This is a genomic window from Lutaonella thermophila (genome assembly GCF_055387725.1).
In genome coordinates this window covers 2,285,454-2,309,495 of the sequence record NZ_AP043783.1, presented here as the reverse complement: position 1 = coordinate 2,309,495, position 24,042 = coordinate 2,285,454, and the positions used below count along the sequence as shown (strand labels likewise).

Here is a 24,042-nt window from a genome sequence, read left to right as displayed (position 1 = left end):
CCCTTATTTTTGTATATGCAATTAGAAGAAAAAGTTATTCTGGTTAACAACAAAGACCAAGAGATTGGCGTTATGCCCAAACTAATGGCGCACGAAAAAGCTTTATTACACAGAGCATTTTCAGTTTTTATAATAAATAACGAAAATAAAATTATGCTCCAACAAAGAGCTATGTGTAAATATCATTCACCAGGGCTTTGGACAAACACCTGCTGTAGCCACCAAAGAGAAGGAGAATCTAATATAGAAGCCGGAAAAAGAAGGTTACAAGAAGAAATGGGGTTTACAACAGAGCTTAAAGAACTATTTTCTTTTATATATAAAGCTCCTTTTGATAATGGATTAACTGAGCACGAATTTGACCATGTTTTGGTTGGTTACTATAATGAAAATCCTTTAATTAATAAAGATGAAGTAGCCGATTGGAAATGGATGAGTCCAGAGGCAATTAAAGAAGATATTGAGCAGTATCCGGAAAGGTATACAGCATGGTTTAAAATTATTTTTGATAAATTTTATACTCATTTCACTCAAAACCAAAAAAATGAGGGTTAAAGTAAGCAGAAAAGCACATTTTAACGCAGCACATAGATTGCATAGGCCGGATTGGGATGCTAAAAAAAATGAACAAGTTTTTGGTAAATGTAGTAACCCAAACTACCATGGTCATAACTATGAGTTAATTGTAAGTGTTTATGGGGAAATAGATCACGAAACGGGATTTGTTATAGACATGAAGCATTTAAAAAACTTAATTTACACGGAAATAGAACAAGCTTTTGATCATAAAAACTTAAATATAGAAGTCTCTGAATTTAAGGAGCTTAACCCTACTGCAGAAAATATTGCAGTAGTAATTTACAATAAATTAAGGCCACATATTAGTGAAGAAAAAGAGCTAGAGGTTATATTATATGAAACACCAAGAAATTTTGTTACCTACAATGGAGAATAACAATTTATATCCAATAAAATTTGCACCAATATTTAAAGAAAGACTTTGGGGAGGTAATAAATTAAAAGACCTTCTTAGAAAACAAATAAATTTAGATAATGTTGGTGAAAGCTGGGAAATATCTGCTGTACCTGGAGATGTTTCTGTTGTTTCTAACGGTAGTTTAAAAGGAAAAACACTACAAGAGCTTATAAATACCTATAAACAAGAGTTACTTGGTACACGCGTTTATAATAGATTTAAAACAACATTTCCTATACTAATAAAGTTTATAGATGCCAGGTTAGATTTATCTATTCAATTGCATCCTGATGATACTCTCGCACAAAAAAGACATAATTCTTTTGGGAAAACAGAAATGTGGTATATAATGCAAGCTGATGAAGATGCACGCTTGATAGTTGGATTTAATAAAACTGTTACTAAACAAGAATATTTAAAAAATTTAGAGAACAAAACATTAACCACTATTTTAAATTATGAAAAAGTAAACCCTGGTGATACTTATTTTATAGAACCCGGCACAGTACATGCAATAGGTTCTGGTATTTTATTAGCAGAAATACAGCAAACATCAGATATAACATACAGAATTTACGATTTTGATAGAAGGGATAAAAACGGTAAACTAAGAGAACTTCACACAGATTTAGCTTTAGATGCTATTAATTATACCAATAACCAAAACTTTAAGGTAATTTATAAACAAGAGATAAATACCAGTAATAATATGGTAACCTCACCTTATTTTATAACGAATTATTTACCGGTAATCGGTGAAATAAATTATAATTTACAAGACAGAGACTCGTTTACCATTTATATGTGTGTTAAGGGTTCAGCTACAATAAAAAGCATATCAGGATCTGTAGAGCTTTCTGTAGGGCAAACGGTATTAATTCCGGCAGTGCTACCAAATATAACTATCGAAGCTAAAAAAGCTACCTTACTGGAGGTTTATATTTAATAATACTTTATTTTTGCGAAAAATTTTAAAATTATGGCTAGCATAAGAAATCTTAAAAAAGATATTAATTACGTTTTAGGTGATATTATAGATGCGGTTTATTTATGGGAGATGGTTAATAATAAACCTAACTCTAAAGAAGGTAATGCTATTATAGATAAGGCTATTGAGGTTTTTGATGATTTAATTACCAAAGTAAACGACAGAACTGTAGAAAACAGAAGCGCTCATTTAAAGCAAGTTAACGTAGAATTAGAGAAAGAAGCAAACAAGCTTGTTGAAAAAATTAACAAGTTAGGATAATTTTTTTCGCAAAAAGCCTTGTAGTTTTTAAATTGAAATTTATATTTGCGGAAAATTTATTGCCGGTATAGCTCAGCTGGCTAGAGCAGCTGATTTGTAATCAGCAGGTCGTGGGTTCGAGTCCCTCTACCGGCTCATATATAAAAAGCCCCTTTCTTAAAGATCAGGGGCTTTTTTATTTTACTTTTATGGACTTAAAAAAACTCCTCGGTAATGCCGAGGGGTTTTTGTTTTTTTACAAGGTAATTAAGCAAGTTTACTTGCTGTTGCTTTCTTTTTGCTTTACCTTATTTATAAACTCTGTTAGCATTTTGCCATACTTAGAATTTGCAACTTCTGGAGTTAATGCTTTGTGTATGGTATCTAAGTACTTTACTTGCATATCATACGCTTCTGCCAGAACAATGTAAGGAGCTACATGAGAGTTGCTGTTATTTAATGCAAAATTAATTGTGTATAAGTAGCTTCTTAGTGTGTTTTTCTCTGCGAGTTTATTTAAAGAGTCTAAAGCAACAAGATTGCTATCACGTTGGGCTTCGAAGGTTGCTTTAATTAAATCTAAGTTTTGGTTAGTATATCTAGATTTTCCTTTGCTGTATTGTTCCCATACTTTATGGGTTTCAGAACCTTCAATTTTAGCATCTACTTCAAAATTCTCTCTGCTTGTAGTAATGGTTATTTCTCCAGGTTCTCCAAAAAACAAAATACGATCATTTAACTCGTTTCCATCTTTTTTATTTAAATAAAGGTAAAACACCTCTGGACTTTCTAAAGTAGTAGAAAAAGCAAAATCACTTTTACCATTAATAACAATAGAATCTACAACCACAAGAGCAGTATCCTCTATTTTCTGTAAGTAAAGCGTTCCTTTTTTTAGTCCTTTAATAGTGCCCTTTACATTCATTGTGGTGGCATCATTTCCACAAGATAGCAACGTAACTAATACAATAAAATACGCAATAAAGTTTCTCATGTTTACTTATTTGTTAAGGGTGGCAAATATCAAGAATCTTAATTAAAAATTAAACTTTAGAAGCAATTTCCATTAAATAAGCACAAAACATTGCTCCGTAGGTTCCAACTACATATCCAAATACAGCTAAAAGTACTCCAACTGTAGCAAGAGAAGGATGAAAAGCAGCTGCTACAATTGGTGCAGAAGCAGCACCACCTACGTTTGCCTGACTTCCAACAGCCAAGAAAAAGTACGGAGCTTTAATTAGCTTGGCTACAACAATTAGTAATACGGCATGAATGGTCATCCATACTAAACCAATGGCAATTAACCCCGGATTTTCTAAAATTTTACCTAAATCCATTTTCATACCAATTGTGGCAACAAGTACATAAATAAAAACGCTCCCAATTTTACCTGCACCTGCTCCTTCATAGTTTTTGGCTTTGGTAAAAGAAAGCGCAATGCCAATAGCAGTAGCTATAGTTATCATCCAGAAAAATTGAGACCCAAAAGAAGATAGCGCACTTTGTTTATCTCTTACCGCTTCGAATGTTTGAGCCAACCATTCTGAAATATTGTTAGCACCCCAATGGGCTATTCCAACAGCTACAAATGCAATTGATAGAATAATCATTAAATCATTTAAGGAAGGATTTCTTGAAACCTTTTCTGCAAATTCAGAAACTTTTATTCTAAGCTCTTCGATTGCGCTTGTGTCTGCTTTTAACCAATTATCTATTCGTTTGTTTTTGCCAATTCCGAGTAAAATTATGGCCATCCATAAGTTAGCAACTACAATATCTACTAATACCATTCCTCCGTATTTTTGTGGATTATATTGAAAAATTTCTAACATGGCGGCCTGGTTTGCTCCGCCACCAATCCAACTTCCTGCAAGCGTTGCCAATCCTCTCCAGACAGCGTCAAAACCAACACCACCAACGGTTTCAGGAGAAACTAAAGAAATTAATAAAATTGCAAGGGGCCCACCAATTATAATGCCTACAGTACCGGTAAAAAACATGATTAATGCTTTCGGACCTAAATTAAAAACCGCTTTTAAATCTATGCTTAAAGTCATTAAAACCAACGATGCCGGTAACAAAAATCTACTTGCTACATAATAAAGTTGCGAATGCTCATCTGAAATTATTCCAAGAGATGTAAAGATGGCCGGAAGTAAGTAACACATTAAAAGTGCTGGTACAATGTTGTAAAACTTTTGCCAAAATCCACTTTTTATTGACGATGTGTAAAAAACAAAACCCAAGGTTAGCATAAGTACACCAAGGGTAATTGTATCTTGAGTAAATAAAGGTGTAGTTTTATCCATAGAAAAAAGTTTTTGCCAAAATACAAAAAATGGCCTACACCCAAACAGTAAAATTTGTGCTATTTATATGTTTAACCAATAGGTTAATTTTAGGTTTATAGAACGATTTTTAGGCATAATAGTGTTAGTAAAGTAATTATCGTTATAAACAATAAATAAATCGGAAAGCGGAGCAAAACGCCATTGTAAGCGCGTGTTTATACCTAGGTTATCTCTTTGATTGCTGTATTGTATAAAGGTAGACCAAAATAAAGATCTGTTAAATGTAACATCTAGTTTAGGGCCAATTAACCAGATTGAAGCAGAAGGATGCGGATTTGGCAACTCAATTCTATCAAAATTTACGTTTACAGAAGCAAAAAACTTAGGCTGAACTCTAATTCCTATGTTTGCTTCGAAAGAGTATTTATTACCGTTATAAAATCTACCAATAGATGGATTTAATGAATATGCAAAAGCTTTACGACGGTCTGATTGGTAACGTAATGATACACTATTGTAATAATATCCTTGGTTTGCAGGTAATGGCACACCATCTGTTCCGGTAGGATCAAATTCGTCTGTTAAATACGTAAACCTATTAAAAAGTGCTGCTCTAAATTCTGATTGGTCATTAAAACGAGTTTCCCAAGCTGTAATGAATAAATAATCTGAGTTTTTATAATCTAATTCAGGTCGCCAAAAGAAAATAGGCTCAAAAGATATGCTGTGGTAATTAACACTTTTACTTTCAGACCAAAAAATTCGCTCTATTTCAGGGTTAATTTTTAAAATATCTGTACGACGAATAAAACCTAAATCTGATCTGAAGTTTGCACCAATATAATTAGACTCAAAACCAATTTTATAGTTTCTTGAGTTGTAGTTTAGTGAGATTCCGGCAGATTGATTTTTGTTGTTTTCATTAGGCGCAAATGAGTTGTGCAGAAAAAATCTACCCACCCAAGTATTATCTGCAGATGCTAAATTATAATCTACACCTATTACACGATTATACTTATCTTCTGGAGCAATATAATCTTCATCACTAAAAGACTGTCTGTTTACAAAAATTAAACCAATGTTAGACCTCGAGAATACTTTGCGCTGTATGGCTAAAACAGTATTGTTGTTGCTAGGAATGTTATTGGCTTCATCTTTTTCTGTTTGAATATTTAAAAAGCCAAGTCGCCAGTTTTCATCAATTTTACCGCTAAGTCTTACACCGGCTATAATTTTATTTTCTATGGTATTTCCGGCTGTATCTTTTGCAATACCAATTCTTCTTGAGAAAAAAGGGTTGGCTTCTCTATTGTCTCCAAAATCAGAAAACAAATCACTATTATCTATAAAAAATTGTCTTTTTTCGGGCAATGAAACTTCAAAACGAGTAAGGTTTGTAACTTGGTCATCTACCTCTACCTGAGAAAAATCGGGGTTTACAGTAATATCTAAATTCATACTATTTCCGATAGATATTTTAGCATCTCCACCAAATTTAAAATCAGAGGTAGTCTCGTTAGTTTCGTAATCTTTACCAATTAATGTGTTAACATAAGGGATTAATGCCATTGGGGTTTTTGATTTTCCGAGAGGTTTTTCAAAAATCATATCACCCATAAAGGCAAGATTAAATATAAACTGGTTTCGTGGAATATTTATCCAAGTACTTTGTTCGTTAGATTGTGTGTCAAATCGGTAACTATTAAACCGCCACTTGGTTTCACCTTCTTTAAATTTAAATGATGTTAAGGGGATGGCCATTTCGGCTACGTAATAATCATCGTAAATTTTGGTTTCTGCTTTCCATTTAACATCCCAGGTAATGTTAAACCCTCTTAAATCTGATCCTCCACCGGAGACAAGGCCTTCGCGTCTAACTCCGTAAGGGTTTATACCAAATAAAAAAGCATTAGCACCATCATTAAAAGTATCAAACATTAACGTTATGTTATCGCTGTTACCGGCCCGAAAGTCTCGTTTTAGGGTAGGAGTTACAAATTTATTGCCTGCTGCTTTTACAGTTATTCCTATGTACAGCGTTGTATTGTCATAAAGCATTTTAATTTCACTTGGCTGGGTAGCCAAAACACTATCGGTAGGGAAGTATTGCCAAAAATCTTTAGCACTATCTGCAGTTTGCCAAGCAGATTCGTTTAAAGCGCCATCTAAAGTTATGGGCTCTGTACTATATTTTACGGTAAATTGTTTTTTTTGCTGAGCGAAGCAGAATGATGTTAGAATGCTCGCAACAATACATAAAAGTCTGCTCATGAGTTGATGGTTGGCATGAGCGTATAAAATTAATATTTAAATCGTTAAAAAAAACTTAATGTTTTAGTTGTCTTTATCTGATTTATTTTTTGGAGCTCTATTGGCATTCTTTAGGCTTTGCATGAGCATCCATTCTATTTGCCCATTAGTGCTTCTAAACTCATCTGCAGCCCATTTTTCTATGGCTTTAAGCATATCTTCATTTATACGTAATGCAAAGGCTTTCTTTTTAGGCATATTATTGTTTTACAAATGATGTTATGGCTTTTATTAACTCTTTAGAAACCGGAAAAGAGTCTGTTAAGTAAGATTGTGTGTTTTGTTCTGCTGAGGTTACTTCTTTTAGAACATGATTCATATTTTTAATTATAACCAATTTGGAATTATGTGCAGCTTCATGAAGATTTGTTGCATCATTTACAGTTACTTGGGTGTCTTGATCTCCATTAATAATTAAAATTGGAATAGTAATTTTTTTAATTTCTTCTACCGGATTATAAGAAATGTATTGTTTTAAAAAGGGAAGGTTTTGTTTTGCAAATATAGAAAGCAAGTAAAAATTAACATCTTTTATGGTCCCTGTCTCTGAAAGTTCTTGTAAATGCTGAGCTGCAATTTCGCCAAGCTCTTTATTTTGAGCGCTCAGTTGTCTGGTAATAGCTTTATCTGAGCTTTCCCCTAATCCGGCTAAGGAGATAAATTTAGAGACTTTATTTTGTTGCTTATTAATAGCTAACATTGCTACAAGAGAACCTTGGCTGTGCCCGATTAAAATAACATTATTAAACCTGCTGTCATTCTCAAAATGATTTAAAATGGTAACTACATCATCAATTAAATCTGTAAAATGATATTTTTTTAAAATAAAAGGATGATTTTCTTTAGGAACATTACGTTTATCATATCTAAAAAATGCAATACCATTGCTACTAAGTTCGTGTGCTAATTGTTTTATGTAGTTTGGATTAACATTAAATTGAGGTTGATTACCATTCCTATCAGGATTTCCGGAGCCTTGCACAAATATAACAAGGGGTTGCTTTTCGCTATTTTCTTTGTATGATAGCGTGCCGGGCAGTTTAATACTATCGTTCCAAATAATGATTTCTTCTGTTTTATAATCGGTTTGTGCGGTTATAACTAAAGAGGAAAATACAGCTATTAGTAAAGCGAGTGTTTTCATAGTTTTAAAATATATTAATGACTAAGAGTGCCTGCATTTACTACAGGAGCAGCATCTTTATCACCACAAAGAATTACCATTAAGTTGCTAACCATGGCTGCTTTACGTTCTTCGTCTAACTCTAGTAATTCTTTTTTATTTAACTCATCTAATGCCATTTCTACCATACTAACAGCGCCCTCTACTATTTTATGTCTGGCAGCAACAATTGCTGTTGCTTGCTGTCTTTTAAGCATGGCGTTTGCAATTTCTTGCGCATAGGCTAAATATCCAATTCTGGCCTCTAAAACTTCAATTCCAGCCATGGCTAAACGTTCTTGAATTTCTTTTTCTAATGCTTCACTTACCTCATTTACGCTAGAGCGTAAAGTAATGTCTTCTTCATGGCCATCATCTGCAAAGTTGTCATATGGGTACATACTTGCCAGTTTTCTAACTGCAGCATCTGTTTGTACTCTAACAAAGTTTTCATAATTATCAACATCAAAGGCAGCTTTGTATGTGTCTGTTACACGCCAAACAAGAATTGTACTAATCATAATTGGGTTTCCAAGCTTATCGTTCACCTTTAAGCGCTCACTATCAAAATTGCTAGCTCTTAATGAAATTTTCTTTTTGTAGTAGAAAGGATTTGCCCAGAAAAAACCATTTTCTTTTACAGTACCAACATACTTTCCAAACAACAACAATACTCGAGAGCTGTTAGGATTTACTAACATAAAACCCGGAAAAAGAAAGAGGGATAAAAAGAAGACAATTAATAAATATCCGTTTTTAGTAGCTATAAAAAAGCTAATGCTTCCAAAAAATAATCCTAAGGTTATAAAAAGCATTACATAACCATTTAACGGGGTAATAGTTTTTTCTCTATTCATAACAACATGATTTAAAGTGATATTAAAATGATATCATAAAGATATAATATAAAATTCACAAAAACAAACACTTATATTAAATAGCTTGTTTATTTTTGTTTGAAAAATTTTAAAGAATGAAATCGTATTTAATAGTTTGCATAGTTTTTTTAGCATCGGTAAACAACTCTTTTTCTAATGAATTTTTTTGGGGTAAAACCGGCCATAGGGTAGTGGGAGAAATAGCTTCAAAATATTTAACCAGAAAAGCCCAAAAGAGTATAGATGAGCTCTTACAAGGAGAATCATTAGCAATGGCTTCTACTTTTGCTGATGAAATAAAATCTGACAGCAAATACAGAAAGTTTAATCCGTGGCATTATGTAAATATTCCTGAAGGGAAAACGTATAACGATATCACACCCAAAAAGGAAGGAGATATTATACAGGCTATAGAATTTTGTAAACAAGTAATTGTTAGTGAAAACCATTCTAAAGAAGATAAAAGGTTTTACCTAAAACTTTTAATTCATTTTATTGGTGATTTGCACCAGCCTTTACATGCCGGAAGAGAAGAAGATAAGGGAGGTAATGATATTCAGGTTAGGTGGTTTAGCAATGGTAGTAATTTACATAGAGTTTGGGATGAAAATATGCTAGATTTTTACGAGATGAGCTATACAGAGCTGGCAAATAACTTAACTAACTTACCAAAAAGAAAAATAAAAAAACTACAAGAAGGTACAATACTAGATTGGTTAACCGAATCTCACCAACTAGCAATATCTATTTACAGTAAAGTACAGCCGGGACAAAAACTTCGATATGATTATATGTATTATAATTTCGATACTGTTAAAAATCAGTTACTTAAAGGAGGTGTGAGACTGGCAAAAGTGCTCAACGAATTGTTTAAATAAACAATTTTTGGCATACGTTTTGCGTTACATATAACGAGGCTATTTACGAGGACATTAACCAAGCTTACCTACTTAGTTAAAGGCAGTAATAACCTCCAAAGTGGTATTAGGTATGAAAAAACCGGAGGTGTCCGGTTTTTTTATTTTAAAACTCTAAATGTTAGGTTAATTCTTCCGCCAATTTTTTTCTGAGTTTTGGGTAATTGATGCTTCCAAAAGTGTTGTGTTTCATCTTTCATAATTAATAAACTACCGTGACCAAGTGTTAAATTTTTGGTTAAATTTTGATGCTTATGTTTTAACTTAAAAACTCTTTCTGCTCCTAAACTTAATGAGGCTATAAAGGGATTTATCCCTAACTCTTTTTCATCGTCGGAGTGCCAACCGTTACTATCTGTACCATCTCTGTAAAAATTCGCTAAACAGCTATTAAATGTTATGCCACATAGTGCCTCTACTTTTTGCTTTAAAAATAAAAGTTCTTTATTAAAAGGGTTTGGGTGCATTATTATGTTAGAATACGAGTATGTTTTATTTGTAGTACAAAATAAAGCTGTAAGGCGAGGCTGTAAATATGTTTTCCCAAAAACGGTAATGGTGTCTTGCTGCCATGGTATTGCAGTTAATAATGTATTGTAATATGTGTTGGCTAAGTTATTATCTAAAAAATGCTTGTAATACCACACAGATGCTTGTGGCATATTTTCAGATATTTCTATTCCGTTTTTAAAAAGCATTATTTTAATTGTCTATAAAATTAAAAAGCCGGAAAGTATCCGGCTTTAATATTAGTTGTTTATAATTAATTAGGTTTATTAGCCTTAATCCAATTATTAATTTTTTCTTCTAAAAGTGCCAGAGGAACACAACCTGTTTCTAATACTTGATTGTGAAACTCTTTAATGTTAAATGATTCGCCAAGAGCATTTTCTGCTTTTTTTCTGAGCTCTATAATTTTTAATTGACCTATTTTATAAGACAAGGCTTGCCCCGGATTGGCCATATAGCGTTCAATTTCAGAGATTATACTAGCTTCACTTTCAGCTTCGTTTTCAAGAGAATATTCTATGGCTTGCTCTCTGGTCCATCCCTTTGCATGAATCCCGGTATCTACAACTAATCTTATAGCTCGGTGCATTTCTGCACTTAACATACCAAAATACTGAAAAGGATCTTTATATAAACCAAGTTCTTTACCTAACGACTCTGCATACAATGCCCAACCCTCGCCGTATGCACTGTACCACAATGTTTTTCTAAAGCTTGGTAAGCTGGTGTTTTCTTGTTGTAATGATATTTGATAATGATGTCCCGGAATAGCTTCGTGTAAAAACAAAGACTCATCAGAATACGTGTTGTATTTTGTTGCATCAGGTATTGGTACATAAAAAATGCCCGGTCTGGTGCCATCTAGAGAGCCCGGATTATATTCTGCACTTGCCGATGCTTCTCTAAAAGCTTCGGTTCTTCTTACCTCAAAAGCTGTTTTAGGTTTTAAATCAAAAAGCTTTTCTATTTGAGGTTTCATTCTTTCATGAATGTCATTAAAATTATCTATAACCTCTTGAGGTTCTTTAAATGGCATTAATGCCTTGTTGTTTCTAACGTAATCAAAAAACTCTTTTAAAGTTCCGGTAAAACCAACTTTAAGTTTAATTTTTTCCATTTCAGACGATATTCTGGCAACTTCTTGTAAGCCAAGTTCATGAATTTCGTCTGCAGTCATATTTGTAGTAGTATATTTTTTTATTTGATGCTGGTAGTATGTTTCGCCATTAGGAACCGCACTTATGCCACTACTTTCTCTACCGGCTTTTAAATACGTGGTGCTCATAAAATCATGAAGCTTTTTATATGCCGGAACTATTTGTTCTGATATAATTTTAGAATATTCATTAACAAGCTTGATTTTATCTTCTTCAGAAAAATTTTCAGGGAAGTTTTTTATTGGGCTGTAAAATATGTTGTTTTCAAGCTTTGCATTTGCAACGCTTGCTAGTTGTGGGATTACTTTTTTTATAAGCGATTTTGGTAAAACATTTCCGGCTTTAATACCCTCTTGCATTTTGCTGTGAGCACTGTGCAGCCAAGCAACATAATCTTCTAATCTAGACAACCAATTATAATAATCTAAAACAGTATTGAAAGGTTGAGCGCTGGCTCCGCTAGCCAACTGTCCGATCATTAAGTTTAATGACCACATTTGGTCTATTGGAGTGTAGTTTTCAAACTCAAGTTCCTGCAAATTAATTTCGCAGTCCCATAGCATTACTGCCTTAGACAGTTTTTCGGTTTCGGTTAGCTCATCATCATTATAATGACTTAGTTTTTCTTTATAGGTTTTAAAATAGTTTTTTAGTTTTAGTTTGTATTCTTCTGAAAGAAAATTAGGTAGTGTATCATTATACCTATTATCTCCGGCAAATGTTGCTTGAATAGGATTTAGCTTTAAACCGTCTTGGTAATAAGCTTCAAAAACATTAGCAATAGGAGGATAGTTGTTTTCTGTTGAGTTTTTTGAATCTTTTTTACAGGATAAAAATAAGGTGCCAATAAATACAAAAAGCAGTAACTTTTTCATGTGGTTTAAGTTTTTTACACGCTTAAAGATACATTAAAAAAGTTACTGAAAAACTTAAAAAAAATGTAAAGCTGTGTTTTGTTATAACGCTTTTGCAATTAACATATCGAACACTTCAACTAAAATTAAAATAATAATTATAAGTTCGAGAATACTGCTTTCTCTTTGGTGCAGCATGTCTTTAAATAAATCTAAATTTTCTTTAACTATTTCTAATCGTTCTTTTATGGTTTCATAACGGTCTGTTATATCAAACATACCTTTTAAGGCAGTATCTAATTTGCTTAACCTTTCATTGTCCCATGTAACAAGAGGAGAGTCTAAAATATAGAGATTTTCTGCAATTTTATTTTTTATGTTTAATGTTTTTCCGATATACTTTTTAAGCTTTTTTCCAGAAATATCAAGTTTACCGTGAAGCTCTAACTCTGTAGTATGTTTCTGTGTATCTGCCAGAATTCGTTCTGATGCTTCGTCATAATAATCTAACGCAACAGATTGCGATAGATTTAACATGACTAATTGTATTTGTTGTTGCGATAGACTTTTAAGAGAAACTTTATTAAAGTATATTTTGTTTGCTTCGGCATTTGTATTAATCTCTATTTCTTCGGCCAATTTCTGAGGTAATGGATGTTTGGTAAAGCGTTGTAAGTGTGAGATTAAGTTTTCTTGTTGCTTTTCTGGAATATTAAAAAAACAAACCACTCCGTATTTAAAAATGTAGCAATATTGATGCTCTCCTAATTCGTAAAAGAATTCATCTTTATTGCCAAAAATAAGTGTGCCCGGAAGTGTTTCTCTACTGTTTTTTAAATCTAAATATTCTGCAATTTGGTAGGCTATTGCTTTGTACATAATAGTAATTAAATTTAAGCAAATGTAAAGATGAAAAGCATATGTAAAACAAAACCGCCTCAAAATTTTTTGAGGCGGTTTTTAACTGATTTTTATGTGGTTATCTTTATTTTATCATTTCAAAACTACGCTTTATAAAGGTAGTTAGCTCTTCGCCTTTTAATAGTCCTTGAGAAAGTCTGGCCAAGTCTAAACTTTGCTTAATTAAACGCTCTTGTTTTGGTTTAGTTTTAGTATTTAAAATTTTATCTATTAACTCATGGTTTGTGTTAACCACAAGGTTATACATTTCTGGCATATTACTCATGCCAAACATACCACCACCGGTAGCACTCATCTCTTTCATTCTGCGCATAAATTCCGGTTGGGTAATTTTAAACGGAGCAGCAGTGCTGTCCATTGCTTCTAGTTGAACGGTGTATTTGTCTTTAGCAACAACGCCTTCTACCAGCTCTTTTAATTTATTTTTTTCGTCGTCAGAAAGCTTAGAAATTTTTTCGTCGTCTTTTTTAATTAGGTTATCAATAGCATCAGCATCAACTCTAACAAAACTTACATTGTCTTTTTTACTTTCTATTTTTTGAATTAAGTGTGCTATAATTGGTGAGTCTAACAATAATACTTCATATCCTTTCTCTTTAGCCTCTGCAATGTAACTGTGTTGCTCATCTTTATTGCTGGCATACAGAATTACAAGCTTGTTGTCTTTATCTGTTTGGGTGTCTTTAATTTTATTCTCTAACTCTTCAAATGTATAGTAAGTGTCATCTACTGTTGGATAGAGCGCAAATTTTTCAGCTTTTTCATAAAATTTATCTTCGGTAATCATACCGTACTCTATCACAATCTTAATGTCATTCCATTTTTTCTCAAAATCTTCTCTATTTTCTTTAAAGAGTGAGTTAAGTTTATCGGCTACTTTTCTTGTTATATAGCTTGATATTTTTTTAACTGCACCGTCTGCTTGTAAGTAAGATCGAGATACATTTAATGGAATATCTGGAGAGTCTATAACACCGCGAAGCATTGTCAGGAACTCAGGAACGATTCCTTCTACATTATCTGTTACAAATACCTGATTTTGATAAAGTTGAATTTTATCTTTTTGAATATTTATGTCGTTCGTTAATTTAGGAAAGAATAAAATTCCGGTTAAGTTAAACGGATAATCTACATTTAGGTGAATATGAAACAGAGGCTCTTCAAACTGCATTGGGTAGAGCTCTCTATAAAAGTTTTTATAATCTTCGTCTTTTAACTCTGAAGGCTGCTTTGTCCAAGCCGGATTAGGATTGTTTATAATATTATCTACCTCTTTGGTTTCTGGTTTGGTATCTTTATCTGCATCTTCAGGGAGTGGTAAAGTTTCTTTACGAGTACCAAATTTAATTGGCACAGGCATAAACTTGTTATATTTTAAAAGGAGCTCTCTAATACGGCTTTCTTCTAAAAACTCCTCAGAGTCTTTAGCTATATGTAAAATAATTTCTGTACCACGCTCTTTTTTATCGGTTTCTTCTAAGGTATATTTAGGAGAACCGTCGCAGGTCCAGTGCGCAGCAGGTTCATCTTTATAACTTTTTGTAATAATTTCTACCTTATCTGCAACCATAAAAGCAGAGTAGAAACCTAGACCGAAATGACCAATAATACCTGCATCTTTTGCAGAGTCTTTATATTTTTCTAAGAATTCTTCGGCTCCAGAAAAGGCAACTTCGTTTATGTATTTTTGAACCTCTTCTTTGGTCATTCCTATACCTTGATCTATGATATGAAGTTTTTTCCCTTCTTTATCTATTTTTACTTCAATAATCGGGTTGCCTAATTCTATTTTGGCTTCACCTATACTTGCCAGATGTTTTAATTTTAAAGTAGCATCGGTTGCGTTAGAAATTAATTCGCGTAAAAAAATCTCGTGATCGCTGTATAAAAACTTCTTAATTAGCGGAAAAATATTTTCTACAGATACATTAATATTACCGGTTGTCATAGTACTCTTTTTTTAATTTTGAAAAACTAATAAACTACCTTTCAAAAAAAATACCATTACAGTAAAAAATGACAAACTGACACATTAAAAAAGCCTCCAAAGAGGAGGCTTTATTTTATTTACTTTTAGTTTGATTTTCTTGTGGTTTATTTTTTACGTATTTCTCTAACCATTGGTCTTGTTCCCAAAGCATATGTAAAATACTTTCTTTTGCCCTGTAACCATGGCTCTCTTTTGGTAGCATTACTAATCTTGCAGTAGCGCCAAGGCCTTTTAATGCATTAAAATAGCGTTCACTTTGCATAGGATATGTGCCAGAATTATTATCTGCTTCACCATGAATGAGTAAAAGAGGCGTTTTCATTTTATCTGCATGCATAAATGGTGACATGGTGTAATATACGTCTGGGGCTTCCCAATAACTTCGTTGCTCACTCTGAAAACCAAAAGGAGTTAACGTACGGTTATAAGCACCGCTTCGGGCAATTCCTGCAGCAAATAAATCTGAATGAGAAAGCAAGTTTGCTACCATAAATGCACCATAGCTATGTCCTCCAACGGCAACCCTGTTTCTGTCTATATAACCCAGAGCATCTACAGCATCTATTGCTGCTTTTGCATTTGCAACCAGTTGCGGTCTAAAAGTATCATTAGGTTCTTTATCTCCTTCACCAATTATAGGAAAAGCAGCATCATCTAAAACAACATAACCTCTGGTAACCCAATAAATAGGAGACCCCCAGAAAGGGTATGTAAATTCATTAGGGTTTTGTGTGTTTTGCGAAGCACTCGATTTATCTTTATATTCTCTTGGATATGCCCATAAAATCATTGGCATTTTCTCTTTTTTGCTTTTATCATATCCAACAGGTAAATATAAAGTAGCACTTAAATCAAGCCCGTCTTCTCGTTTATATGTGATTACTTCTTTGTGTACATTTTGAATGCTTGTAAACGGGTTTTTAAACGAAGTAAGTTGTTGTAGTTTGTTGTTTTTAAGATTTCTAAAATAATAGTTAGGGAATTCATTCTTAGATTCAATTCTAACTAATAATTTATTTTCTTTTGGTTTATATTCTACTAAAGTCTCTTTTTTATTTGTAAGATTAGATTTATAAATAGTTTTTTTAGATAGGGTGGTTAAGTTTAGCTTATCTACAAACGGAAACTGTCCCTCCTTGCTATATCCATCGCCTACTAAAAAGGCATGTTTGCCTTGTACAGCAAGTACCGGTGCTCCAAATTCATTTAATGTTGTTACAAAATTGCCGGGATCACTATATACATCTTGATAGTTTCTATCTGATATAATTTTAGGCTCTTGCGAAGGATTATCAGGATTAAATAAATAGGTTTTTGTGTTTCTGGTATTCCACCAATAATCATATGCAATTGCAGTATTTTTAGTGCCCCATAAAATGCCTGAAAATCTATTTATGGTCTTTAAAATAGGAGTTCCCTCTCCAGAAAAAGGAGCAGAAAGCTGATAAACTTGATCTCTATATGGAACTTTGTTTGCCGGATCTCCTCCATCAAGCGCTTCAACATAAACTAAAGTGGCAGGCAAATCATTTCGCCAAGAAAAATTACGTTTTCCGGTTCTGGTAGCCATAAAACCTTTTGGTAAATCTTCCAGTAACGGAACAGATACTAACGAGCTTATTTTTTCGCCTTCTTTAGAATATACCATGGTTTCTGATGGAAAACGTCTGTAAGGTACCAAGTAAGAAAATGGTTTTTTAACAATGCTAATCATTACATACTCACCATTAGGAGAGAAGCTAATATTTGTGTACATATTACTTTCTAACCATTTTTCTTGAGTACCATTTAAAGATACTTTTACTAATTCTGAAAGTGCTAACTGCTCAAAATTATGCTCATCTGTTTTATTTTTCAGTAAGTCTTGGTAAGTTCTGTTTTGAGCTTTTTTTCCATCACTTGTAGATATAGTCGGACCAGTAGGGATAGCACTTTTAGTATCTATTAAATTGGCTCTATTAGATGCTACAACTTTTACAAGTAAATGATTGCTGTCTTTAAACCAGTTAATTACATCTCTAAGGTTAGCGTTGGCAACCGGTTCAGTTAATTTATGTGCTTTAGCTTCATTAATGTTTACATACCATACTTCTACACCGGTAGCAGTAGTGTGTGTAAAAGCCATTTTTAGTTGGTCTGGAGACCATACAAAATTTGCTAACCTTGGGTTATTGGGTAATCCAACAACTTGTTTTGCTTCTGTATCGGTTACTTTTTTAACCTTAATATTATTGTAATAAGTAGTGCGGCTACCAATATTAGTTTTCGGATTTATACGCAATCCGGCAAGTCTCATTTCATCTTCAGAGAGTTCTGCAATAGTTTTGTAAGCATCTCTGTAAAGCAATACCATGTGAGTACTGGTTTGATTTAGCAAAACTCTTGGAGCTAAAGGAGCTTCAACCAGCTCTAAAATTTCTTTTGGAGGATTTTGGTACGTTATATTTTCTTGAGCGAAAGCTCCTGAAAATGAAATAAATAGAAGGAGTAAAAGCGTGATTTTTTTCATGACAATTAATTAAAAAGGTGTTTAATTTTTTAAACTCTGTATGAGTACTTAAAAATACGGCAATTCAGATTTTTATAAAAAGATTGCGTATATTTTGTTACTATATTTTTATTTTGCAGCCTTGCTTTTTAAGAATTTATAAAAATTAAACCCACAATATTATGTATAATTCAAAAATTATAGGACTAGGGTATTATGTGCCGGATAATGTTGTAACTAACAACGATTTAACTAAACTCATGGATACCAGCGATGAGTGGATTCAAGAACGTACAGGAATTAAGGAGCGTCGTTGGGTAAAGCCCGGTAGTGAAGATACTACATCTGTAATGGGCGTTAAGGCTGCAAAAATTGCAATAGAACGTGCAGGAATAGATAAAAGCGATATTGATTTTATTGTATTTGCAACGCTAAGCCCGGATTATTACTTTCCCGGCCCCGGAGTTCAAGTGCAAAAGGCATTAGATATTAAAACAGTTGGAGCCTTAGATATTAGAAATCAATGCTCAGGTTTTGTTTACGGGATATCGGTTGCAGACCAGTTTATAAAAACCGGAATGTATAAGAATGTTTTAGTAATTGGTAGTGAGCTGCATTCACACGGTTTAGATAAAACAACAAGAGGTAGAGGAGTATCGGTGATTTTTGGTGATGGTGCCGGTGCTGCTGTATTAACTAGAGAAGAAGACACCTCTAAAGGTATTCTATCTACACATTTACACTCTCAAGGAGAGCATGCCGAAGAACTTGCGTTAATAGCTCCAGGAATGGGTAAACGTTGGGTTAATGACATTTTAAAGGACAATGACCCAAATGATGAAAGCTATTTTCCGTACATGAATGGGCAGTTTGTTTTTAAAAACGCTGTAGTACGTTTTAGTGAAGTTATTATGGAAGGGCTGCACGCAAACAACTTAAGCAAAGAAGATATAGATATGCTGATTCCGCATCAGGCAAACCTTAGAATATCGCAATTTATTCAAAAGAAATTCGGGCTAAGAGACGACCAAGTTTTTAACAACATAATGAAGTATGGTAATACCACTGCAGCCTCTATACCAATTGCATTAACAGAAGCTTGGGAAGAAGGCAAAGTAAAAGAAGGAGATACAGTTGTTTTAGCTGCTTTTGGTAGTGGTTTTACTTGGGGTAGCGCAATTATTAAATGGTAATTTATTTTATTTAAAAGCTAAGCCCGGCTTTTGCCGGGCTTATTTATTAATAACTTACACGTAACACTAACCATCAACTATAAAAAGAAAATCGTGTAGCTATTAATAAGTTTTAGAAAATTCCTCCTCCACCGGATTTTTCGTCATTATCTCTTCGTTTTCTGCTCATGGCACGGTATTTACCTCCACCAAATCTGTATGATAACCCAACATAAACAGAATTGCTTTCCCAGTTAAATGCACCATTTTGCGGATATGGTCTTACACCTTCAAAAGCAAATTGCATCGTATTAAATATATCATTGAAGTTTATACTAAATGTTGCTTTTCTGTTTAAGAAAGAATAACGAGCGCCTGCATTTACAAAGTACATTTCTTCCGGGTTAAATTGTAATCCTTTGTTAGGACCTCTATAAAAACCAAAAATAGAGAACGTAAGGTTTTTAGTGGCTTTAAAATTATTATTCATTCTAAAGTTATAGGTTACGTTATCTACCTCTACAGGTTGTAAATCTATAATCCCGTTTTGAGTTTGAGAATACAAGTCAAAACTTGCATTAAAATTCCACCATTTTGTTGGTCTGTAGTTACTTGAAACTTCAACTCCGTAAGCAGAATTCCCATCAAAATTATCAAACGTTAGTATTAATCTATCTCCTGTTGGATCTTCTGGGTCTACATATAATGCTCTGTTAATTTCGTCTTTAATATCACGGTAAAACACACCTGCCGTAATGCTTCCGGCCTTTAATCTTCTGGTGTAATTAACTTCTATTGAGTTGGTAAACTGTTGTAACAATTCCGGATTACCAACCGATGTAATTAATGGTGTACTCCACTCTCTTATTGGGTTAATTTGACCTAATCCCGGGCGATCTACTCTACGGCTAAAGCTTAGTTGATAGGTGTTTTTTTCGCTCGGATTATACACAATAAATGCCGATGGATAAATGCTAAACTGCTCATCTGTAAAGTCTGCATCAGGTTCTCCAACTTGCTCAAAATGAGCCTTAACTTCATATTGTTCTATACGAGCTCCAATTTGGTACGACCACTTTTCGAACGATTTTCCGAATGTTGCGTAAAGAGAGTAAATATCTCTGTCGTAGCTGTATTCTGAGTCGTTTAAATTCTCACTGGTTGTATCGTACATGTTATCGGTTCTACGCAAACGCAACTCAGCACCCAGTTCTAATTTAGTTTTCTCGTCTAACGGGTTAACATAATCTAAATTAATGGTAGTATTGCTTCTTTTGTTATCTACAATGTCTATATAATTGGCGCTACTGTCTGTAAAATTAAAGTTGGCAAATTCATCACTAGAAAAATCACTGTAATCTGCTTCTAAACTAATATTATGCCCTTCTTTGTTAAAATCATGTTTGTAGGCAAGGTTATAAGTAGATGTTATATTGTCTAGACCATTGTTAAAAACTTGTCCGAAGTTAGGTTGGTTACCATCGTTATAAATAATATCTGTAGTACCAAAACCTTTACCATCGTATATATTCTGATTGGTGTAAAAAGAAATAGTGTTTTTATCATCTATGTAGTAATCTAATCCTACTTTAAACAAATGAGATTTGTTGTTGTTGTCAAACTCAAATAATTGAAGTGTGTTGTTATCTGTTCTGTTAACAAATCCCCAGTTATCATTCTTACCAATATTGTTACCATAATTACCGTAAACGTTTATTTTTCCGTGACGGTAATTCATATCTATAGAGCTGTTAAACCTGGCATTAATATCTACATTAAGCCCTAAATTTACATTACCGTTAAACCCAATATTTGTGTTTTTATGAAGCACAATATTTATAATACCACTCATACCTTCCGGGTTGTATTTTGCAGAAGGGTTGGTTATGAGCTCAATACTTTTTATAGAAGTTGACGGAATTTGTTTTAATAACTGAGCAGCCGGAACGTTTGTAGGTTTACCATCTACCAATACTCGAACGTTTTGGTTTCCTCTTAAACTAATTTCTCCGCTTTGGCTATCTACATTTACAGAAGGTATATTGTTCATGATTTCTGATGCTGTAGCACCTGTTGTGGTTAAATCTTTACCAACGTTAATTACCTTTCTATCTACTTTTTGCTCAATTGTAGAACGTTCTGCAACTACTTCTACACCTTCTAATGCAGTAGTTTCTTCTTCTAAAGCAATGGTGCCAACATTAACTACTCTGTTAGAACGTGAGATAATAATATCTTGAGCGTACGTTTTGTAGCCAATAAATTGTACTTGAAAAATTAAGTTTCCGGTTTCAACATCTTCTACCGTAAAGTTACCAGAGTCGTCTGTTATGGTTCCGGTTAGTGTAGCGCCATCTTTTTTAGATTTTATAACAATAGTTGCAAACGGAATGGGCTGCTGAAGTTTTTTGTCGATTACTTTTCCTTTAACAGTTCCAATTTTAATTGGGTTGTTTGCAGGTTCGTTGGGTGCTGGTTGTGCAGTTACTAAAATGCAAGCAAAAAGCACAAATAAAGTGATTAATTTTCTCATGAGTTAGTTTGTTTTTTTGATTGATGATTTAATAGTACCTTGTGTCAGGTTTACAATCAATGGACGAGCAGGGGGCTATTCTGTTACTTTTTTTAACAACATTTAACACTCTTTAACACATGAAGAAAACATTGGTTTTTGGTGCTTCAACTAACAAAGAAAGGTATAGTAATCTGGTAGCGAATAGATTAGCAGATGCCGGACATGAGGTTGTTGCCTTCGGAAATAAACCAGGAAAAATCAATGATATTACCATACACACAGGACTCGTTCCGTACAACAATATTCACACGGTTACTTTATATGTAAGACCACAAATTCAAAAACAATACTACAGCTACATACTTTCATTAAAACCAAAGCGTGTAATTTTTAATCCGGGAACCGAAAACCCGGAATTTTACCAAATACTGCAAGAGAAAGGTGTTTTTGTTGAGGTTGCTTGTACTTTAGTTCTTCTTAGCACGAATCAATATTAATCCTAAAAAAGTAAGCAAACCATTAAACGGCAATAATTCGTAGCCAATAACATAACCTCCTAGTTTTTCGGGTGGAATATTACCCAATATTGTAACGATTACAACGCTAGAGAGCGCTACTAACCATACATACTTGTCTTTAATTTTATAATTAGTAAAAATCCCAAAAGCAAATAAGCCCAATAGCGGTCCGTATGTGTATGTTGCAACAGTAAGTAGGCTGTCTATTACATTTCGGTTTAATACATATTTAAAAATTATTATAACAACAATAAGTAATATACTCATTGCAACGTGTGTAATTTTTCTAATGCGTTTTTGACGGTTTTCGGGTTTAGCATTAATGTTTAAAAAATCTACACAAAAAGAGGTTGTTAATGAGGTTAATGCACTATCTGCACTACTGTAAGCAGCAGCAATTAACCCTAACATAAAAGTAATGGCAAGTGTAATGTTAAGCCCACTATTTAATGCAATTTCTGGAAAAAGCAAATCGGTTTTAGGAGCACCATCCATTAATGGTATAGCAATATTATTTTTAGAGGCATAAATAAACAGTAATGCACCTAAGAGTAAGAATAAAAAGGTAACACCCACTAACACAATGCTAAACCAAACCATGTTTTTTTGAGCATCTTTAAGGTTTTTGCAGGTTAGATTTTTTTGCATCATATCTTGGTCAAGCCCGGTCATACAAATGGTTATAAACATCCCGCCTAAAAAAGATTTGACAAAATGGTTTTTTGCAAAAAAATCATCGGTAAAAAAAGTTTTGCTGTATTTTTTTAGCTCATCTGATGCAAGAAAATCACCAAATGTCCAGCCTAATTCTGCAGTAATAAAATAAATAGAAAGGCAAACAGCCAAAACCATAAAAAGAGTTTGCAAAGTGTCTGTCCACACAATGGTTTTAATACCGCCTCTAAAAGTATAAATCCAGATAAGTAAAATAGAGAGTACAACGGTAACTTCAAATGGTACGCCCCAAGCATCAAAAACAAATTGCTGCAAAACAATGGCAACTAAAAACAACCTGAATGAAGCACCTAAAACTCTAGATATAAAGAAGAAAAATGCTCCGGTTTTATGGCTAACCACCCCAAAACGTTCTTTTAAATATTCATAAATAGAGGTAACATTTAATTGGTAATAAATAGGCATTAAAACATAGGCTACCACAAAATATCCAATTAAATAACCAAACACAACTTGCATGTAGCTAAATTGTGATCCATCTACCCAACCGGGTACAGATATAAAAGTAACACCACTTAATGATGCACCAATCATTCCGAAAGCAACAACATACCAAGGAGATTGTTTGCCAGCTTTAAAAAAGGTATCGTTACTGTCGTTTTTTCCGGTTAGGTAAGAAATTAAAATAAGTACGCCAAAGTAAATGGCTATTAACAGCAGAATTTGAGTAGCGGTCATACAGTAAAATTTAATGCCAAAATACAAAAATATTAACTGTAAAAAATGCTGTTTTATTAACTAACAAATATTGTACTTTTGTGGCATGGAGTTTTCATCAAAATTGTTAGAGAATGCTGTTAATGAAATGGCGCAATTACCAGGAATAGGTAAACGAACAGCATTGCGTTTGGTACTTCATTTATTAAAGCAACCACAATCACAAACCGCTCAACTTACGCAAGCTTTAAGTAAGCTTAGAGAAACAATTAAGTATTGTAAGAGTTGTCATAACATATCAGACGTTGAGGTTTGTGAAATTTGCGCAAACCCACAAAGAGACAAAAGTTTGGTTTGTGTTGTAGAAGATGTTAGAGATGTAATGGCCATAGAAAACACCTCGCAATTTAAAGGTTTATACCATGTTCTGGGAGGTAAAATTAGCCCGATAGATGGTGTTGGGCCTCAAAATTTACAAATAGCATCGCTGGTAACTAAGGTAAAACAAGGTCAGATAAAAGAGCTGATTTTTGCATTAAGTTCTACCATGGAAGGAGACACAACCAACTTTTATATTTATAAGCAAATAGAGCAATATAATGTAAAGGTTTCTACAATTGCAAGAGGAATATCGGTAGGAGATGAACTAGAATATGCAGACGAGATAACTTTAGGAAGAAGTATTGTTAACAGAATTCCTTTTGAGAGCTCATTAAGAAACTCTTAAACACTGTTTTTGCTTAAAAAAAAGACAATAAAA

The 24,042-nt window shown here is 33.4% G+C and carries 21 protein-coding genes and 1 tRNA gene; 9 read left to right on the top strand and 13 right to left on the bottom strand.

Going from position 1 to position 24,042, the window contains the following annotated elements:
- Positions 1-15 precede the first annotated feature (15 nt).
- The 5 genes from idi to ACZ5CF_RS10955 all read left to right on the top strand — a co-directional run bounded on the left by idi (position 16) and on the right by ACZ5CF_RS10955 (position 2,360).
- Positions 16-555, top strand: coding sequence for an isopentenyl-diphosphate Delta-isomerase (gene idi / locus ACZ5CF_RS10975; RefSeq protein ID WP_464579458.1), 540 nt, complete (start codon positions 16-18; stop codon positions 553-555).
- Positions 545-955 (top strand): 6-pyruvoyl trahydropterin synthase family protein, encoded by a 411-nt coding sequence (locus ACZ5CF_RS10970; protein WP_464579457.1) that lies wholly within the window; start codon positions 545-547, stop codon positions 953-955. The genes idi and ACZ5CF_RS10970 overlap by 11 nt, the downstream gene beginning before the upstream one ends.
- Positions 915-1,922, top strand: a complete 1,008-nt coding sequence (locus tag ACZ5CF_RS10965) for a type I phosphomannose isomerase catalytic subunit (RefSeq protein WP_464579456.1) — start codon at positions 915-917, stop codon at positions 1,920-1,922. Before ACZ5CF_RS10970 ends, ACZ5CF_RS10965 begins: the two co-directional genes overlap by 41 nt.
- A 33-nt stretch (positions 1,923-1,955) precedes the next feature.
- Positions 1,956-2,225, top strand: a complete 270-nt coding sequence (locus tag ACZ5CF_RS10960) for a hypothetical protein (RefSeq protein WP_464579455.1) — start codon at positions 1,956-1,958, stop codon at positions 2,223-2,225.
- Positions 2,226-2,286: 61 nt separating this feature from the next.
- A tRNA-Thr gene (locus tag ACZ5CF_RS10955) sits at positions 2,287-2,360 on the top strand.
- A gap of 121 nt (positions 2,361-2,481) precedes the next feature.
- Here the strand turns inward: ACZ5CF_RS10955 and ACZ5CF_RS10950 are convergent.
- The 6 genes from ACZ5CF_RS10950 to ACZ5CF_RS10925 form a co-directional block, all read right to left on the bottom strand.
- Positions 2,482-3,198 carry a DUF4369 domain-containing protein gene (locus ACZ5CF_RS10950; RefSeq protein ID WP_464579454.1) on the bottom strand — a complete coding sequence of 239 codons (717 nt, stop codon included), beginning with the start codon at positions 3,196-3,198 and terminating at the stop codon, positions 2,482-2,484.
- 49 nt (positions 3,199-3,247) lie between these two features.
- Positions 3,248-4,516, bottom strand: a complete 1,269-nt coding sequence (locus ACZ5CF_RS10945; protein ID WP_464579453.1) for a DUF819 family protein — start codon at positions 4,514-4,516, stop codon at positions 3,248-3,250.
- 63 nt (positions 4,517-4,579) lie between these two features.
- Positions 4,580-6,769, bottom strand: coding sequence for a DUF5916 domain-containing protein (locus tag ACZ5CF_RS10940; RefSeq protein WP_464579452.1), 2,190 nt, complete (start codon positions 6,767-6,769; stop codon positions 4,580-4,582).
- 63 nt (positions 6,770-6,832) lie between these two features.
- On the bottom strand, positions 6,833-7,006 hold the full coding sequence (locus ACZ5CF_RS10935; RefSeq protein ID WP_464579450.1) for a type II toxin-antitoxin system antitoxin: 174 nt from the start codon (positions 7,004-7,006) through the stop codon (positions 6,833-6,835).
- A 1-nt stretch (position 7,007) separates the two neighbouring features.
- Complete coding sequence (locus ACZ5CF_RS10930) at positions 7,008-7,952, bottom strand: alpha/beta hydrolase family protein (protein WP_464579449.1); 945 nt, start codon at positions 7,950-7,952, stop codon at positions 7,008-7,010.
- 14 nt (positions 7,953-7,966) lie between these two features.
- On the bottom strand, positions 7,967-8,827 hold the full coding sequence (locus tag ACZ5CF_RS10925; protein WP_464579448.1) for an SPFH domain-containing protein: 861 nt from the start codon (positions 8,825-8,827) through the stop codon (positions 7,967-7,969).
- Between the two features lie 116 nt (positions 8,828-8,943).
- Here ACZ5CF_RS10925 and ACZ5CF_RS10920 point away from each other — a divergent pair, with 116 nt between their 5' ends.
- Positions 8,944-9,726, top strand: coding sequence for a S1/P1 nuclease (locus ACZ5CF_RS10920; protein ID WP_464579447.1), 783 nt, complete (start codon positions 8,944-8,946; stop codon positions 9,724-9,726).
- A 140-nt stretch (positions 9,727-9,866) separates the two neighbouring features.
- Here ACZ5CF_RS10920 and ACZ5CF_RS10915 read toward each other — a convergent pair whose 3' ends face one another.
- The 5 genes from ACZ5CF_RS10915 to ACZ5CF_RS10895 all read right to left on the bottom strand — a co-directional run bounded on the left by ACZ5CF_RS10915 (position 9,867) and on the right by ACZ5CF_RS10895 (position 17,706).
- On the bottom strand, positions 9,867-10,463 hold the full coding sequence (locus ACZ5CF_RS10915; RefSeq protein ID WP_464579446.1) for an alpha-ketoglutarate-dependent dioxygenase AlkB family protein: 597 nt from the start codon (positions 10,461-10,463) through the stop codon (positions 9,867-9,869).
- 65 nt (positions 10,464-10,528) lie between these two features.
- The gene (locus ACZ5CF_RS10910) at positions 10,529-12,307 is read right to left on the bottom strand and encodes a DUF885 domain-containing protein (RefSeq protein WP_464579445.1); all 1,779 of its coding nucleotides are present in this window, start codon (positions 12,305-12,307) and stop codon (positions 10,529-10,531) included.
- A gap of 81 nt (positions 12,308-12,388) precedes the next feature.
- Positions 12,389-13,165 (bottom strand): RMD1 family protein, encoded by a 777-nt coding sequence (locus ACZ5CF_RS10905; RefSeq protein ID WP_464579444.1) that lies wholly within the window; start codon positions 13,163-13,165, stop codon positions 12,389-12,391.
- 106 nt (positions 13,166-13,271) lie between these two features.
- Complete coding sequence (gene htpG / locus ACZ5CF_RS10900) at positions 13,272-15,155, bottom strand: molecular chaperone HtpG (protein WP_464579443.1); 1,884 nt, start codon at positions 15,153-15,155, stop codon at positions 13,272-13,274.
- A 115-nt stretch (positions 15,156-15,270) separates the two neighbouring features.
- Positions 15,271-17,706, bottom strand: coding sequence for an alpha/beta hydrolase family protein (locus ACZ5CF_RS10895; protein ID WP_464579441.1), 2,436 nt, complete (start codon positions 17,704-17,706; stop codon positions 15,271-15,273).
- A 161-nt stretch (positions 17,707-17,867) separates the two neighbouring features.
- On the opposite strand from ACZ5CF_RS10895, the gene ACZ5CF_RS10890 reads away from it, so the two are divergent.
- Positions 17,868-18,878: a 3-oxoacyl-ACP synthase III family protein gene (locus ACZ5CF_RS10890; protein WP_464579440.1), complete on the top strand. Its 1,011-nt coding sequence runs from the start codon at positions 17,868-17,870 to the stop codon at positions 18,876-18,878.
- A 112-nt stretch (positions 18,879-18,990) separates the two neighbouring features.
- Here the strand turns inward: ACZ5CF_RS10890 and ACZ5CF_RS10885 are convergent, their stop codons facing one another.
- A complete protein-coding gene (locus tag ACZ5CF_RS10885) occupies positions 18,991-21,390 on the bottom strand; it encodes a TonB-dependent receptor (protein ID WP_464579439.1) in 2,400 nt (799 codons plus the stop codon).
- Positions 21,391-21,509: 119 nt separating this feature from the next.
- Between ACZ5CF_RS10885 and ACZ5CF_RS10880 the strand changes: the two genes are divergently transcribed.
- Entirely contained in the window at positions 21,510-21,869 is a 360-nt protein-coding gene (locus tag ACZ5CF_RS10880) for a CoA-binding protein (protein WP_464579438.1), read from the top strand.
- Here ACZ5CF_RS10880 and ACZ5CF_RS10875 read toward each other — a convergent pair.
- Positions 21,840-23,303 carry a sodium:solute symporter gene (locus ACZ5CF_RS10875; RefSeq protein WP_464579437.1) on the bottom strand — a complete coding sequence of 488 codons (1,464 nt, stop codon included), beginning with the start codon at positions 23,301-23,303 and terminating at the stop codon, positions 21,840-21,842. The genes ACZ5CF_RS10880 and ACZ5CF_RS10875 overlap by 30 nt on opposite strands.
- 85 nt (positions 23,304-23,388) lie before the next feature.
- Here ACZ5CF_RS10875 and recR point away from each other — a divergent pair, with 85 nt between their 5' ends.
- Positions 23,389-24,009: a recombination mediator RecR gene (gene recR, locus ACZ5CF_RS10870; protein ID WP_464579436.1), complete on the top strand. Its 621-nt coding sequence runs from the start codon at positions 23,389-23,391 to the stop codon at positions 24,007-24,009.
- Positions 24,010-24,042: the final 33 nt, after the last annotated feature.